Source organism: Clostridium cylindrosporum DSM 605, assembly GCF_001047375.1.
Classification (GTDB): domain Bacteria; phylum Bacillota; class Clostridia; order Clostridiales; family Caloramatoraceae; genus Clostridium_AB; species Clostridium_AB cylindrosporum.
Genome location: NZ_LFVU01000028.1, coordinates 57,361 through 72,216, shown reverse-complemented (window position 1 = coordinate 72,216; position 14,856 = coordinate 57,361). Strand labels below are relative to the sequence as shown.

Below are 14,856 nucleotides of genomic sequence, written 5' to 3'. Positions count from 1 at the left end.
TTTGCAATATTCTAAAAAAATTCTCTACTTTTTAAATTTTTTTCTATTAATCTTACCATTTGAGGAATTTTTTTCTCTTAAATTTCCTTTGGAAGGTTTATTGCTTTTGCTGCTTTTTAAGTTTTTCTTATTATCATGTTTAGAGTCCGGTTTATTCTTAGAATTCCCAGAAGCAGAATTTTTAACTCCACTTACAGGAGTAAATAAGGATTTTTTTCCACTTAATAGATCTTCTCTATGGGCGATTCTAAGAGCTTTTTCAACAGTTCTACGATTTTTAGGGTCTCTAAACTGAAGTAGTGCTCTTTGCATAGCTTTTTCGTCTGTTGTTTTTGGAACATATACTTTCTCACCTGTAAGAGGATTAACACCTGTATAATACATTGTAGTTGATAAGCTTCCAGGTGTTGGATAAAAGTCTTGTACTTGCTCTGGGTTATATCCCATATCACGTATGAACTCTGCAAGTTCAATAGCGCAGTCTAAATCACTTCCAGGATGACTGGACATAAGATAAGGAACAAGAAATTGCTTTAATCCTAATTTATCATTTACCTTGTAGTAGTTTTCAGTAAATTTATTATATACTTTTCTTGTAGGTTTACCCATATAGTTTAGAACCCTATCTGAAACGTGTTCAGGAGCTACTTTTAACTGACCACTTATATGATACTTTACAAGGTCATTGAAAAAACTTGGGTTTTTATCACATAAAAGATAATCATATCTTATGCCTGAACGAACAAATACCTTCTTTATCTTTGGAAGGTCTCTTACCTTTCTTAAAAGTGAAAGATAGTCACTATGATCTGCTTCTAAGTTTTTACAAGGTGATGGGTGCATACACTGTCTTGTTTTACACACACCATGTTTTAGTTGTTTTTTGCATGATGGTTTCCTAAAGTTTGCTGTAGGTCCACCTATATCATGTATATATCCCTTAAAGTTAGGAAGGGAAGTAAGTTTTTTAGCTTCATTAATAATAGACTCATGACTTCTACTTTGAATAACTCTTCCTTGGTGAAATGTAAGTGCACAAAATGAGCATCCTCCAAAACAGCCTCTATGAGATGTTATACTAAATTCAATTTCATTAAGCGCAGGAATTCCTCCAAGAGGTTTATATATAGGATGGTATGTTCTCACATAAGGTAAGTTATATGTCGTATCCATATCTTCCTCATCAAGAGGGAAAGCAGGAGGATTTTGAAGTACATATTTCTTACCATGTTTTTGAATAAGTGATTTACCTGTTATAGCATCCTGTTCCTCAAATTGGGTTTTAAAACTTTTTGCATATTCTTTTTTATTTGTAGAAACTTCTTCATATGAAGGAAGTATTATACTGTCATTAACAGATGAAGGGTCATCCTCAATATGGCAAGTACCTCTAATATATTTTATATCTTTAATGTTCTTTCCATAACTTAAAAGATTAGAAATTTCTATAAATGGTCTTTCTCCCATACCATATATAAGAAGGTCAGCACTACTATCTATAAGAATAGAGTTACGTACTCTGTCATCCCAATAGTCGTAATGTGCAAACCTTCTAAGACTTGCCTCTATTCCTCCTATTATAATAGGAATATCACCATATGCTTCTCGGATTCTATTACAATAAACAATGACAGCCCTGTCAGGTCTATATCCTGATTTTCCACCAGGAGAGTATAGGTCATCGTGTCTTCTCTTTTTAGCACTTGTAAAGTGATTTACCATAGAATCTATATTCCCAGAGGAAACTAGAAAGCCTAGTTTAGGTTTTCCAAGCTTCATAAAATCATCTTTACTTTTCCAGTTAGGCTGAGCTATAATTCCTACTTTATAGCCAAGACTTTCAAGTAGCCTAGTTATAATTGCATGACCGAAGGAAGGATGATCTACATATGCATCACCGGATACATACACAAAATCAAGCTGATCCCAGTCTCTTTTTTTCATATCTTGTATTGAAATAGGCAAAAATTCTGCCATGGATATCAACTCCTTAATTAACATATATAAGGTGCAAATAGTATTTTTTAATTACAAAATGCATAGAATAATTATAACACATAAATATTTTAAAATTAGTATTGCTTTTTTTTTCCTCACATATTACAATTGGCTTATAAACTTTAGTGTTTTGATAGGAATTAAACACTATGAATAGGGAAAGTAGGCTAGATGTAGTATACAGAGAGTAACCTCGAGGCTGGAAAGGTTATATACGATTATTTGGTTGAAGTGCCCCTAGGAGTGTTAAGCTGAATTAAGTAGGTGGTACGGATACCTCCCGTTACAGAGGTTTAACATGTTAGTGTTTGTTGAGATATATGTTTTTCATATAACCAGAGTGGGACCGTGGAATGTAACTTCTGCCTCTGAATTTTTCAGAGGTAGAAGTTTTTGTATTATAAGGAATACTTTTAAGATGAAAGGAGAACTAAAAATGATATATGATAATATTTATGGATTAATAGGAAATACACCTTTGGTTAGACTAAATAATATTACAGATGAAGATATGGCGGATATACTTGTAAAGGTAGAGTTTTTCAATCCAGGGGGTAGTGTCAAAGATAGAATAGCTTTAGCAATGATAGAAGAAGCAGAAAAAAGTGGACTTCTAAAAAAAGGTCAGACTATTGTAGAACCAACAAGTGGTAATACAGGAATCGGACTTGCAATGGTTGGAGCTGCAAAGGGATATAGAGTGATATTTACTATGCCTGAAACAATGAGTATGGAAAGAAGAAGACTTATGAAAGCCTTTGGTGCTGAGATTGTTTTAACTGAAGGGTCAAAGGGTATGAAGGGTGCTATTGAAATGGCTGAAAAGCTTACTAAAGAAAATGGATACTATATGCCTCAGCAATTTGAAAATCCAGCTAATCCTAAGGCGCATATAGAAAATACTAGCCTTGAAATCCTAAAAGATACCGATGGTAAAGTTGATATGTTCATTGCAGGTGTTGGAACTGGAGGTACGGTAACAGGTGTAGGTAAGGTTCTAAAGGAAAATATTAAGGACGTAAAGATAGTCGCAGTTGAACCTTATGATTCAAGCGTACTTTCAGGAAATCAACCAGGTCCACATAAATTACAAGGAATAGGTGCGGGATTTGTTCCGAAGATACTTGACAGAAATGTTATAGATGAGATTGAGTGCGTAAAGACATTAGAAGCCTTTGAAGCAGCAAGAAAAGTTGCATCTAAGGAAGGTTTATTAGTAGGTATATCCTCAGGTGCAGCCCTACATGTAGCTCTTGAAAAAGCAAAAGAGCTTGGAAAGGGAAAAACAATAGTAGTTTTAGCTCCAGACACTGGTGAGAGATATCTTTCAACTGAACTTTTTAGCTTTGAATAGATTATAATTGTTGGAGTGTGGTAAGTATGTTTAAAACATTTAGAGAAGAGGCCAGAAACGTTTTAGAAAAAGATCCAGCAGCGAAAAATATGTTAGAGGTTGTTCTTTGCTATCCAGGTCTTCATGCTGTTCTATTTTATAGATTTACTCATAAACTATATAAAAGAAAATGGTTCGTTCTTGCAAGGGTAATATCTCAGATAGTTAGAAATTTTACAGGTATTGAGATACATCCAGGTGCACAAATCGGAAAGGGCCTTTTTATAGATCATGGTATGGGAATTGTTATAGGAGAAACAGCAGAGGTTGGAGACAATGTAACTATTTATCATGGAGTTACACTTGGGGGAACAGGAAAAGATAAAGGAAAGAGACATCCAACTGTAGGAGACAATGTATTAATAGGTGCAGGGGCAAAGGTTTTAGGGCCTATTAAAATAGGATCAGACTCAAAAATAGGTGCAAACTCGGTTGTGCTAAAGGAAGTACCTGAAGGGTCCACAGTAGTTGGGGTTCCAGGTAGAGTAGTCACCCCCAGTGCACAAAAGGTAACCTATATCTATAATGATGAGGATACAAAAAAAGCATAGTATAATAGAGGCCAATTGGCCTCTTTTTTATTTTTCAGGTTCTAGCTTTATTTGTAAAAAACATAATAATATATTATGATTTTAATATATGAATTAATTAAAGGTGATTAAATTGAATATTAAAAATAATATAATAGATTATGCAAATAAAATAGGTGTTCCTTACATAGGATTTACTGATACAACATTCTCAAAGAAGTTTATAAACAACCTTAAAAATAGAAGAAATGAAAATAAACTTTCAGGTTTTGAAGAGGAAGATGAACTTAAAAGAGTAGATATAGAATCACTGCTTAATGGAGCAAAAACAATAGTCTCAATTGCACTTCCATATAAATATAAAGATCAAAACTATATAGAGCCATATTTTTCAAAATATACTATGGGAGAGGATTATCATAGGATATTAACTTCAAAGCTTAATTTGATAAAGTCCTACATAGAAGATAACTTTAATGAAAAATGTATATTTTTTTGTGATACAGGTGTTGTTTCTGATAAAGAGATTGCAAGAAAGTCAGGGCTAGGCTTTGTTGGAAAGAATACAAATATTATTACAAAAAATCATGGGTCATATGTATTTTTAGGTGAAATTATAACTACCCTAGAGATTGAACCATGTAATGCAAAGGAATCATTATGTGGGAGCTGTGATAAATGTATTAAGGCATGTCCTGCAAAGGCCATTGACGAAACAGGGATAGATGGTAAAAGGTGTCTATCATATATCACTCAAAAAAAAGATGACTTAACATTAGAAGAAATGGAGAGATTAGGGAATCGTATTTTTGGTTGTGATACATGCCAAGATGTATGTCCACATAATAAGGAAGTAAGTACATCTAATATAGATGAATTTAAACCCTTAGAACATTCTATGAATATTAATTTAGAAGAGTTACTATTTATGTCTAATAAGGAATTTAAGATAAAGTATGGTAGGCAAGCCTTAGCATGGAGAGGGAAATTTATAGTACAAAGAAATGCTATAATTGCTGCAGGGAATAGTAGGAATAAAAAATACATTGAAGTCTTAAAAAAGAAAAAAGATGATATAAGACTACAAAATTATATTGATATAGCTATAGAAAAAATAAACCAATGCTAGAAAGGAATGATCAAAATGTTAAAAGGAATTATTAAAGTGTTATCGAAAGCACCAACTTTTGTAGTAAAACCTGCATTAAAGGGAGTGGTTCATAGTATCCTTAACAAATATGCCAATATAAAGATACATAATCCAGAGAACCTTAATAAAATAAATGCTCCTGTTATATTTATATGTAATCACTTAAGTAATGCAGATGGATTAGTTCTAAACAAAATATTAAAAAAGTATAATCCTTATTTTGTTGCAGGTGTAAAACTTAACGAAACATCAATGAGTAAATTAGGACTTGAAATTGTAAATATTATTCCAATTAAAGCTAATAGTGCAGATGTTGAAGCACTTAAAAAATGTATAGAAGCTATTAAGGAAGAGAAGAATATACTTATATTCCCTGAGGGAACAAGGTCAAGAACTGGGGCTATGATAGAAGGTAAGAAGGGAATAGTTTTAATTGCAAGAAAAGCAAATGTTCCTATAGTTCCAATTGCTATGTGGGGAACAGAAAAACTAATGCCTATAAATGATAACAATATGGGAGAAGAAGTTTTTCAGCATGCTGATGTTAATATATCTATTGGAGAACCATTTACACTTCCAAAGTTTAATAAAGAAGTTAGCAAAGAGGAATTTTCACAAAATTGCCTTGATATTATAATGAACTCAATAGCAAGTCAGCTTCCTGATGAATATAAAGGTGTACATAAGTAGAAATTAATTAAAAAGAGGTATATTATGACTATTGGAGTTACTATTATTGAAATAAGGATATATGAATCTTTTTCCTTAAAGGACAAAAGACAAGTACTTAAAAGTATAGTTCAAAGAATTAAAAATAAGTTTAATGTATCTATATGTGAAAGTAATTACCAGGATAAGTGGCAATTAGCAGAAATAACATTTGTAGAGGTTTCAACCTCATCAAAAGTTATTGATTCTACTAGTAGTAAAATCATAAGTTTTTTAGAAAATAATCCTGAAATAGAGATAATAAAAATTGCTAAAGAATTATTGTGATTGTAATTGATTTGTAATTGAATTAAACTTTGTCATGATGTATCATAAAATTGTACTTTACATGGTAAAATGCGCATAGTTGTAGAAACCTGTATTAGTTGGAAGGAGATTGTAATGAACGTAGATGAGGTTATTAAAAGGTTAGAAGATGAATACAAAGGAATGGGCTGTGGACTTAAATTTACATCGCCATTTGAACTTCTAATATCAACTATGTTATCGGCTCAAACAACTGATGTAAATGTTAATAAAGCTACAGAAGTACTTTATAAAGTTTATAATACCCCTTCCCAATTTGCGAGTTTAACCACTGAGGAACTAGAACCTTATATTAGGTCTCTTGGTTTTTATAAAAATAAAACAAAAAACATAATTAACACAAGTAAAAAAATAATGTCTGACTTTAATGGACATGTGCCAAGTACTATGGAGGAATTAACATCACTACCAGGTGTAGGAAGAAAGACTGCTAACGTAGTTTTAGCTAATGCATTTGGACAGGATACCATAGCAGTTGATACACATGTTTTTAGAGTATCAAATAGAATTGGTCTTGCAAATGCAGATAATGTGGACTTAACAGAAAAACAGTTAATGGACGTATTACCAAAGGAATGTTGGTCTAATATGCATCATTATATTATTTGGCATGGAAGAAAAGTTTGTATTGCAAGAAAACCTAAATGTGATCAGTGTGTTATTAAGGATTATTGTAAATATTACATAAATAATCATTCATAGCAAGGAGGGGTAAAGTTGAGCAAAAATATCAAGATTTTAATTGCTGTTTTAGTTGCAGCAGTTTTAAGTATTCCTATAGGGATACTTGTAGTAGATAAGTCAACTCCGAAGGATAAAATATATGAAGGAGTTACTGTAAATGGATTAGAACTTGGAAATTTAACGAAGAAGCAAGCAATAGAGCAATTAGAAAAAAACTACAATAATCAAGTAAAAAACAAAAATATTAAAGTAGTTTATAAGGACTTTTCATATAATATAGATTATAAATCTCTAAATGCTCACTATGACATAGAATCAGCTGCTAAAGTGGCCTTAGACTATGGCAAAAATGGAAATGCTTTTACAAGATTTTTCACAAGATTTACATTGAAAAATAAACCTACTACGATTAACCTGAAGTTTTTAGCTGATGATAGTAGAATTAAAGAAGATGTAAAAACGATAGCTAAAAAGATAGACAAAAAGCCAAGTAATGCTAAAATATCATACAATGGGACATTTAATATAACAGATGAAAAGACAGGTTTAAAGGTAGATCAAAAGAAGTTAGAATCTGATCTTAAAAAGGCTATAAATCCTTCGAAAAAGGAAGAAGTAGTTAATGTTCCAGTAAATGAGGACAAGCCGAAAGTCACAGCGGATATGTTGAAAAGCATAGACACTAAGATTCATGGGTTTGAAACTAAATTTGATCCTAATAATACAAATAGAGCAGGTAACATAAGACTTGCAGCTGAATCAATTAGCGGAAGTGTAGTGCTTCCAGGTGAAGTATTCTCAACGAATAGTGCTATGGGACCTAGAGTAAAGTCTAATGGCTATAAAGAAGCCCCAACAATTGTTGATGGCACACTTACACCAGGGCTTGGAGGCGGAATATGTCAAGTTTCTACTACTCTTTATAATGCGGCACTTTTATCGGATCTTGAAATAGTAGAGAGAAGACCACACAGCTTAAAGGTAGGTTATGTTCCTGCAAGTAGAGATGCAGTTATATCAGAGGATTATATTGATCTTAAATTTAGAAATAATACTGGTTATCCAATATACATACAAGGTTCAGTATATGGATCCTATGTTAGCATGTCTATATATGGATCAAGTAAAGCACCAAAGAAAAGTGTTAAGATAACAGAGGAAGTTTATAAAACAATACCATCTAAAAGTGGTAAAAAGCCTCAAATAAAGTCAAGGGCTTATAGAAAAGTCTATGATGTAAATGGAAATTTAATAAGAGAAGAAAAACTATCTAGTGACCATTATAAAGGATAGTCAAAAAGGTGTGGAATACTTTAAGGTATTTCATACCTTTTTTATATTTATTTAGAGGTAATTCTATTTTATAGTAAAAAGCAGTATAATAAATGATTCATTTGGTAAGAATTATAGAAAAATAGAAGAGAGGATCATATGAAAGTTAACCTTGGATATGTTGCAATATCACTTAAACTTAAAGATTCATCACCAAATAGAACAACGACATTTAAAAATCTTTCAAAGTTAGACCCTAGTATATGGAAGAAAAAGCTAAGTGATTTGGCTATTATGAACATTGAAAATACCGAAAGAATTATAAGATACAATAACGCCTACGGAATAAAACTATATAGAATGACATCAAAAATAATACCACTTGCAACCCATGATGCGTTAAAAGGTTGGGAATGGGAAGATGAACTTAAAGGTAGTTTTGAGTTACTTGGCACTACTATAAAGAAGTTAGGCATACGGGTAAGTGCTCATCCAGATCATTTTGTATTACTAAATAGTCCGAGAGAGGATGTCTTAGCCTCATCTATTAAAGACCTTGAGTATCATGTGAAGATGTTTAAATTAATGGGTCTTTCAAATGAGAGTAAATTAGTTATGCATATTGGAGGAGTATACGGTAATAAAAAAGAAGCTATTGAAAGGTTTTATAAAGGATTTGATTCTTTAAATGAAGATATAAAAGAAAGAATTATACTTGAAAATGACGATAAGATATACACAGCAGAGGATGTATTAAGTATCAGTAGCAATATTTCAGTACCAATGGTTCTAGACGTTCATCATGATAGATGTAATAAAGGTGAGAATAATCTTGAGGACATACTTTCATCTATATATGATACATGGAAAGGGAGAGATTATCCTCCGAAAATTCATTTCTCAAGCCCGAAAAGTGAAAGTGACTTTAGAGCACATAGTGAATACATAGATAAAGATAGTTTTATTGACTTTATAGAACTTTCAAAAAGGGTTGATGGAAGAGATTTAGATGTTATGATTGAGGCCAAAAAGAAGGATTTAAGTTTATTTAAGCTAATAGATGATATTAAGAAAAGTAAAAATGAGAAAATAAGTGTAACATCAGATGCAAGTTTTGATGTAAAATAAAGGTATAAAATTAATAATTATGGAAAATATTAAAAATAGAAGGGGGAGATATGATGAATCTAAATCTAGTAGAACATTCTCATGAAATACATGAAGGTCATCTACATACAGAGGGAGTATCTATATTTTCGGTTATTGAACATGCTTTTATAGACACTCTTCCTATGATTCCAATACTTATTATAACTTTTATTATGATTGAGTATATGGAACATAGATTTTCAGCAGGACTTCAGGAGAAAATAAGAAATGCAGGGGTTCTAGGACCGATTGTTGGAGCACTTATTGGAATTATACCACAATGTGGATTCTCTGTTATGGCGGTAGCACTTTATTCAAGAAAGATAGTAAGTCTTGGAACGCTGATATCTATTTTTATAGCCACATCAGATGAGGCGCTACCTGTTTTCCTATCTATGCCTAGTGCATATGGAAGCATAATGCCTTTTCTAATAACAAAGATTGCAATAGCTATAGTTGCAGGATACTTCATTGATGTTGTTACTATTAGAAGAAGTCAAAGATGTGAAATTGCTGCAAGTAAGGAAGTAGATGATCAGGCTTTAAAATGTGTAGATGTGGATACGATAAAATTCTCAAAAGTACTTATTCATTCCTTAGAGAGAACTTTAAAGGTGACAATATATATATACATAGTGACAGTTATTATAACTTTTATTATTGAATATTTTGGTGTTGAAACACTTGCAGGAACACTTTTTAGTGAGGGGTATGGTCAAGTGTTTATTGCTTCACTAATTGGTCTAATTCCTAACTGTGCAATATCAGTAGGACTTGTTAAGTTATTTACTATGAATGTAATAGGGTTTTCAAGTGTAATAGCTGGACTATCAGCTAATGCAGGCCTTGCACTTATATTCCTATTTAAAGAAAATAAGAAAAAGGCTGTATATATAACACTTATTTTATTCGGAATAAGTTTCCTATCAGGAGTAGTTATTAAAGTGATGGGTATTTATAGCTAAAAAAGATATATATAAGCAGTATAGATTAACAATTATTAAAATATACATAATAAAATTATTAACAGAAGCCATGCATATAAAGATTTGTTCTTATATGCATGGCTTTTAATTTCATGAAGAGGCTTAAGATTTGTAATAATTAAATTATATTAAGTTATAAAGCTTTGCAAGCTTTGTAAATGCATCTAATGATTTTTCTATTTTTTCGTATGAAGTACAGTATGAAATTCTAATATGCCCAGGACATCCGAATGCTGAACCAGGTACTAATAGTAAATTAAACTTCTTAGCATCCTCGCAGAATTTCTTATCATCTTCTATAGGTGATTTAGGGAATAGATAAAACGCACCTTGTGGCTTTATACAAGTAAAACCAACCTTTATTAGGTGATTATATAGTAGGTCTCTATTTCTCTTGTATACGTTTACATCAACCTCAGCATCTAAACATCTTCCTATTACCCTTTGGAATAGAGAAGGAGCGTTAACGAATCCTAGGATTCTATTAGCTGTATTAAGTGAATCTACTACATCATTAAAGTCATCCATATCATTATTTATAACTACATATCCGATTCTTTCACCAGGTAGTGATAAAGATTTACTATATGAGTACCCGATAAATGAGTTTTTGTAATACTTTAATACACATGGAACCTCACAGTTATCATAAACAATTTCTCTATATGGTTCATCTGATATTAGGTATATACTAGTGTTAAATTCCTCTTGCTTCTTAGAAAGTAGATCACAAAGCTTCTTTAGAGTTTCCTCTGAGTATATAACCCCTGTTGGATTGTTTGGAGAGTTTATTATAACTGCCTTAGTATTTGATGAAATTTTCTCGCTTAATACTTCAATATTAGGTTCAAATGTTTCAGTATCAGCAGGAATAACTGTAAGAACTCCATCAAAGTTATTTACATAATTATTGTATTCACCGAAAAATGGTGCAAATGCGATTACTTCATCTCCTGGATTAAGTAGAGTCTTTAATGTAATATTTAAGCCTCCAGCTGCACCACATGTCATAACTATATTTTCCTTAGAAAGATTTAGTTCGTTTTTCTTGTTTATATGTAGGGCGATAGTTTCTCTTACATCATCATAGCCAGAATTGTTCATGTAACCATGAACATAGGTTGATTTTTCCTCATCTAATATTTCTTTAATTGCAAGCTTTATATTTTCAGGAGGTTCGACATTAGGGTTTCCTATACTATAATCAAATACATTTTCTTCTCCATGTATAGCTGCAAGTTTCTTTCCTTCTTCAAACATAGCTCTTATAGTAGAACTACTAGCTACTAGGGATTGCATCTTTTTAGATATCATACTTCAAAAACTCCTTTTACATAATATATTAATATCATTTTAGCATATCTATTTTTAATTATAAATTATTAAGTGTTAGAGTAGTGTGATAATTGTATATTTTCCATATTATTAAGCATAATAAAAAAGAATGAAAAATTATAAAAAAAGTTTATATAAGGTATTGACACTTAAAAAGTATCGTGTTATTATAAATGAGTAGTTAACGATGGCCCCTTGGTCAAGCGGTTAAGACACCACCCTTTCACGGTGGTAACAGGGGTTCGATTCCCCTAGGGGTCACCATTTATGGAGAGATGGTCGAGTTGGTTTAAGGCACCGGTCTTGAAAACCGGCGTAGGGGTGACTCTACCGTGGGTTCGAATCCCACTTTCTCCGCCAGATAAAAAAGAGATTGTTCATATGAACAATCTCTTTTTTCATATCTACTTTTAATGCTCCGTGTAAATATACTTACATGGAGTATTGCTTTATTATGATATATAGATTTTAAGTAAAGTATTCAATTGTGGAACTTGGAAAGTACTTTTTTATCTTCTCTTCAAAGAATTCTTTAAGTAATTTAGACTCATCCTTTTGGTATACATATTTATAAACACCATATGGTCCCCATTTTTTAAAGCGAGTCTCTTCATTTAGGTCAAGTTTCGTTAAAGGGAATCTCTCATTTATAACTTTTTTAGATTTGGCGGTAAATCTATACTGTATAAGTTCAAAAGTAATAGGTGCTGTATCAGGACTTTCTATTTTAGATCTAAGGGATTCTAGCATAGAGGTATATTCCTCCTTATATCCTTCATAAATCATAATAGGGGCTATAATAAACCCAAGTGGATAGCCAGCTGAGTATATTTTAGATGCAGCATCTAATCTATTCTCAAGTGAATCCGTATTAAATTCAAAGTTATTTATAACGTATGGAGAGTTAATAGTGTATCTAACCTTAGTCTTGCCATTATGATTTAGATCAAGTAGGGAATCCACATATGAGAATTTAGTTACAAGTCTTAATCTTCCATGTTCAGAGGTTGAGAAAAACTCTATAGCAGACTTAACGGAACCTGTAAGATGTTCAACAGATAAAGGGTCACCTGTGCTAGCTAGTTCGAATGTAGTAATATTAGGTAGTGCAGAGTCTATGTATTTTTGTATATTATTAAAAATCTCATCTCGATTTACATAAACCCTTGTAAATGGTTTAAGTGACTGGTTTGTTTGAAGGTAGCAGTATTGACAGCTACCAGGACATCCTGTTACAAGTGAAAACTGATAGTCAGCAGAAGGCTTGCATGGAACAAGCTTCATACTTCTTTTGATTCCAACAACTATGCTATCCTTTGCAAAGGCATAAAATTCTGATGGACTAGAACTTTCTCTATCTAGTTTGTTATATGAACTTAGTTTTTGTATAGGTATATTAAGCTTTTGAAATTTATTATATAATTCTTCTCCAAGAGGATATTCAGTAGCCTTTGGTTCGAAGAATACTTGCTTTGGCATAAAAACCAATGTAATCACTCCTTTAGACTTAGTTTTGCAATATTAAGTCTTAAATATGTATGATGAAAACTTAGAAAGATTACACTAACATGAGAATATGGTAAAATGATATTTGTAATTATAAAAATTTATATAGGCCATTAAAGGCATAGGATAAGAGGATTTCGGAGGAAAAAAATGAGTTTAAATATTGTACTTTATCAGCCAGAGATACCACATAATACAGGAAGTATAGGAAGGACTTGTGTACTTACAGATACTAAGCTTCACCTTATAAAACCTTTAGGTTTTTCTGTAGATGATAAGATGTTAAAAAGAGCGGGACTTGATTATTGGAAGGATATTGATATAACATATTATGAAAGTTTTGATGAGTTTTATGAAGCTCATAGGGATAAGAGAATATTCTTATCAACAACAAAGGCAACAAAATTTCATAGTGATGTAGAATATAAAGATGGTGATTTTATAATGTTTGGAAGAGAGTCTTCAGGAGTAACTGAGGAAATAAATAATTTATTTAAGGAAACTCAAATAAGAGTACCTATGATAAATTCAACAACTAGATCACTTAACCTTGCAAATACTGCTTCTTTAGTAGTTTATGAAGCATTAAGACAAATCGGCTATCCGAATATGAAATAAGCATTTATGGAGGTAATTATGGAAAAGGTATATATAGTTACAGATAGTACCGCAGGTGTTCCAAGGAATATAGTGGAGAACAAAAATGTAAAGGTTCTTCCACTGACAATTGAATTTGAGGGCAAAGTGTATAAGGATGGAGTAGAAATAGACGAGCCTACTCTTTTATCTATGCTTGATAAGGGGGAGAAGCTTCCTAAGACATCCCAGGTTAACCCGAATGCATTTTATGAGGAATATGAATCTATAATTAAAGAAGGATATAAGATAATTTCAATTCATATATCATCAAAAGTGAGTGGAACATATCAATCAGCTTGTATTGCAAGGGATATGATTGAAAATAATGAGAATATACATGTAATTGACTCTAAGGGAGTTAGCTTTGCTACAGGTGCTTTAGTACAGGAAACTATAAAAATGCTAGAGTTAGGTGAGAGTGTAGAGAGTACAGTTGAGAAGATAAATCTTCTTACAGATAAGGTTAAAGTTGCATTTGCAGTGGACAACTTAGAGTACATAAGAAAAGGTGGGAGAATATCATCTATTCATGCAGCTGTAGGCACACTCCTTAATATAAAGCCTATTCTTTGTGTAGAAGATGGAAAGATAGATGTTTTTGATAAAGTTCGCGGAAGGAAAAAAGCATTAAAAAGACTTCTGGATTATGTTAAAGAGCAAAATCCAGATACTGATATTACATTTGCAGTAGGGAATGTAGCTGCTGAAGATGATGTGGAAGAATTTAAAAAAATGCTTAAAGAAGAGAATATTATAGATGACGCACAATCTGTAAAGGTTGGAAGTGTTATTGCGACTTACGCAGGGCCGGGAACTATTGGAGTATTCTTCTTTAAGAAATAATATGACATATAATTATCAATAAAAAGTGGGGAATTTAGTAATGAAAATTCTAAATTTTCCACTTTATTTTTGTGAAAATATAAAAAATATTTTAAAAATTAATTCAATCATTATGGAAATGTTACTACTTATTTTACATATAATAGGATAAAAGTTTAATGTGATAAAGTGAATGCATAAAGAAAATGAAAGATTTAAATGATTTTCTTGCTAAAATTAATTATTCTAATAGGTTATATCTATACTGAAGTAGTAAAAATGAAGGATTATCTATAAGATATGTTAATTTATGGTATAGAAAAAAGCTATGGCAAAAGTCTGAATTATCAGATATAA

The 14,856-nt window shown here is 31.7% G+C and carries 14 protein-coding genes and 2 tRNA genes; 13 read left to right on the top strand and 3 right to left on the bottom strand.

Annotated elements, in window-relative coordinates; all coding sequences use genetic code 11:
- Window positions 1-24: 24 nt before the first annotated feature.
- Complete coding sequence (locus CLCY_RS11170) at window positions 25-1,977, bottom strand: YgiQ family radical SAM protein (RefSeq protein ID WP_048571229.1); 1,953 nt, start codon at window positions 1,975-1,977, stop codon at window positions 25-27.
- Between the two features lie 457 nt (window positions 1,978-2,434).
- Between CLCY_RS11170 and cysK the strand changes: the two genes are divergently transcribed.
- From cysK to CLCY_RS11125, 9 genes are all read left to right on the top strand, one after another.
- Window positions 2,435-3,352: a cysteine synthase A gene (gene cysK, locus CLCY_RS11165; protein ID WP_048571228.1), complete on the top strand. Its 918-nt coding sequence runs from the start codon at window positions 2,435-2,437 to the stop codon at window positions 3,350-3,352.
- A gap of 17 nt (window positions 3,353-3,369) precedes the next feature.
- The gene (gene epsC / locus CLCY_RS11160) at window positions 3,370-3,942 is read left to right on the top strand and encodes a serine O-acetyltransferase EpsC (protein ID WP_423230497.1); all 573 of its coding nucleotides are present in this window, start codon (window positions 3,370-3,372) and stop codon (window positions 3,940-3,942) included.
- A 112-nt stretch (window positions 3,943-4,054) separates the two neighbouring features.
- Window positions 4,055-5,050 carry a tRNA epoxyqueuosine(34) reductase QueG gene (gene queG / locus CLCY_RS11155; RefSeq protein ID WP_048571226.1) on the top strand — a complete coding sequence of 332 codons (996 nt, stop codon included), beginning with the start codon at window positions 4,055-4,057 and terminating at the stop codon, window positions 5,048-5,050.
- 15 nt (window positions 5,051-5,065) lie between these two features.
- A complete protein-coding gene (locus CLCY_RS11150) occupies window positions 5,066-5,761 on the top strand; it encodes a lysophospholipid acyltransferase family protein (protein WP_048571225.1) in 696 nt (231 codons plus the stop codon).
- A gap of 24 nt (window positions 5,762-5,785) precedes the next feature.
- On the top strand, window positions 5,786-6,067 hold the full coding sequence (locus CLCY_RS11145) for a DUF503 domain-containing protein (protein WP_048571224.1): 282 nt from the start codon (window positions 5,786-5,788) through the stop codon (window positions 6,065-6,067).
- A 114-nt stretch (window positions 6,068-6,181) separates the two neighbouring features.
- Window positions 6,182-6,808, top strand: a complete 627-nt coding sequence (gene nth, locus CLCY_RS11140) for an endonuclease III (protein ID WP_048571223.1) — start codon at window positions 6,182-6,184, stop codon at window positions 6,806-6,808.
- A 15-nt stretch (window positions 6,809-6,823) separates the two neighbouring features.
- Window positions 6,824-8,083 (top strand): VanW family protein, encoded by a 1,260-nt coding sequence (locus tag CLCY_RS11135; protein ID WP_048571222.1) that lies wholly within the window; start codon window positions 6,824-6,826, stop codon window positions 8,081-8,083.
- 138 nt (window positions 8,084-8,221) lie between these two features.
- A complete protein-coding gene (gene uvsE / locus CLCY_RS11130) occupies window positions 8,222-9,190 on the top strand; it encodes a UV DNA damage repair endonuclease UvsE (RefSeq protein WP_048571221.1) in 969 nt (322 codons plus the stop codon).
- Between the two features lie 53 nt (window positions 9,191-9,243).
- Window positions 9,244-10,176, top strand: coding sequence for a putative manganese transporter (locus CLCY_RS11125; RefSeq protein ID WP_048571220.1), 933 nt, complete (start codon window positions 9,244-9,246; stop codon window positions 10,174-10,176).
- 144 nt (window positions 10,177-10,320) lie between these two features.
- Here CLCY_RS11125 and CLCY_RS11120 read toward each other — a convergent pair whose 3' ends face one another.
- Window positions 10,321-11,511 (bottom strand): pyridoxal phosphate-dependent aminotransferase, encoded by a 1,191-nt coding sequence (locus CLCY_RS11120; RefSeq protein ID WP_048571219.1) that lies wholly within the window; start codon window positions 11,509-11,511, stop codon window positions 10,321-10,323.
- Window positions 11,512-11,721: 210 nt separating this feature from the next.
- Here CLCY_RS11120 and CLCY_RS11115 point away from each other — a divergent pair.
- Together CLCY_RS11115 and CLCY_RS11110 are read left to right on the top strand one after the other, a co-directional pair.
- Window positions 11,722-11,796: transfer RNA gene (locus CLCY_RS11115), tRNA-Glu, on the top strand.
- A 5-nt stretch (window positions 11,797-11,801) separates the two neighbouring features.
- Window positions 11,802-11,892 (top strand) — tRNA-Ser (locus CLCY_RS11110).
- Window positions 11,893-12,000: 108 nt separating this feature from the next.
- Here CLCY_RS11110 and splB read toward each other — a convergent pair.
- On the bottom strand, window positions 12,001-13,011 hold the full coding sequence (gene splB, locus CLCY_RS11105; protein WP_048571616.1) for a spore photoproduct lyase: 1,011 nt from the start codon (window positions 13,009-13,011) through the stop codon (window positions 12,001-12,003).
- 177 nt (window positions 13,012-13,188) lie between these two features.
- Here splB and trmL point away from each other — a divergent pair, with 177 nt between their 5' ends.
- Together trmL and CLCY_RS11095 are read left to right on the top strand one after the other, a co-directional pair.
- The gene (gene trmL / locus CLCY_RS11100; protein ID WP_048571218.1) at window positions 13,189-13,656 is read left to right on the top strand and encodes a tRNA (uridine(34)/cytosine(34)/5-carboxymethylaminomethyluridine(34)-2'-O)-methyltransferase TrmL; all 468 of its coding nucleotides are present in this window, start codon (window positions 13,189-13,191) and stop codon (window positions 13,654-13,656) included.
- A gap of 18 nt (window positions 13,657-13,674) precedes the next feature.
- Window positions 13,675-14,520: a DegV family protein gene (locus tag CLCY_RS11095; protein WP_048571217.1), complete on the top strand. Its 846-nt coding sequence runs from the start codon at window positions 13,675-13,677 to the stop codon at window positions 14,518-14,520.
- The last annotated feature ends 336 nt before the right edge of the window (window positions 14,521-14,856 follow it).

Excerpts from the sequence above, each read along its gene's own strand:
- CLCY_RS11170 (WP_048571229.1), bottom strand. The coding sequence starts at position 1,977 with ATGGCAGAATTTTTGCCTATTTCAATACAAGATATGAAAAAAAGAGAC.
- cysK (WP_048571228.1), top strand. The coding sequence starts at position 2,435 with ATGATATATGATAATATTTATGGATTAATAGGAAATACACCTTTGGTT.
- CLCY_RS11150 (WP_048571225.1), top strand. The coding sequence starts at position 5,066 with ATGTTAAAAGGAATTATTAAAGTGTTATCGAAAGCACCAACTTTTGTA.
- CLCY_RS11145 (WP_048571224.1), top strand. The coding sequence starts at position 5,786 with ATGACTATTGGAGTTACTATTATTGAAATAAGGATATATGAATCTTTT.
- nth (WP_048571223.1), top strand. The coding sequence starts at position 6,182 with ATGAACGTAGATGAGGTTATTAAAAGGTTAGAAGATGAATACAAAGGA.
- uvsE (WP_048571221.1), top strand. The coding sequence starts at position 8,222 with ATGAAAGTTAACCTTGGATATGTTGCAATATCACTTAAACTTAAAGAT.
- CLCY_RS11125 (WP_048571220.1), top strand. The coding sequence starts at position 9,244 with ATGAATCTAAATCTAGTAGAACATTCTCATGAAATACATGAAGGTCAT.
- CLCY_RS11120 (WP_048571219.1), bottom strand. The coding sequence starts at position 11,511 with ATGATATCTAAAAAGATGCAATCCCTAGTAGCTAGTAGTTCTACTATA.
- splB (WP_048571616.1), bottom strand. The coding sequence starts at position 13,011 with ATGCCAAAGCAAGTATTCTTCGAACCAAAGGCTACTGAATATCCTCTT.
- trmL (WP_048571218.1), top strand. The coding sequence starts at position 13,189 with ATGAGTTTAAATATTGTACTTTATCAGCCAGAGATACCACATAATACA.
- CLCY_RS11095 (WP_048571217.1), top strand. The coding sequence starts at position 13,675 with ATGGAAAAGGTATATATAGTTACAGATAGTACCGCAGGTGTTCCAAGG.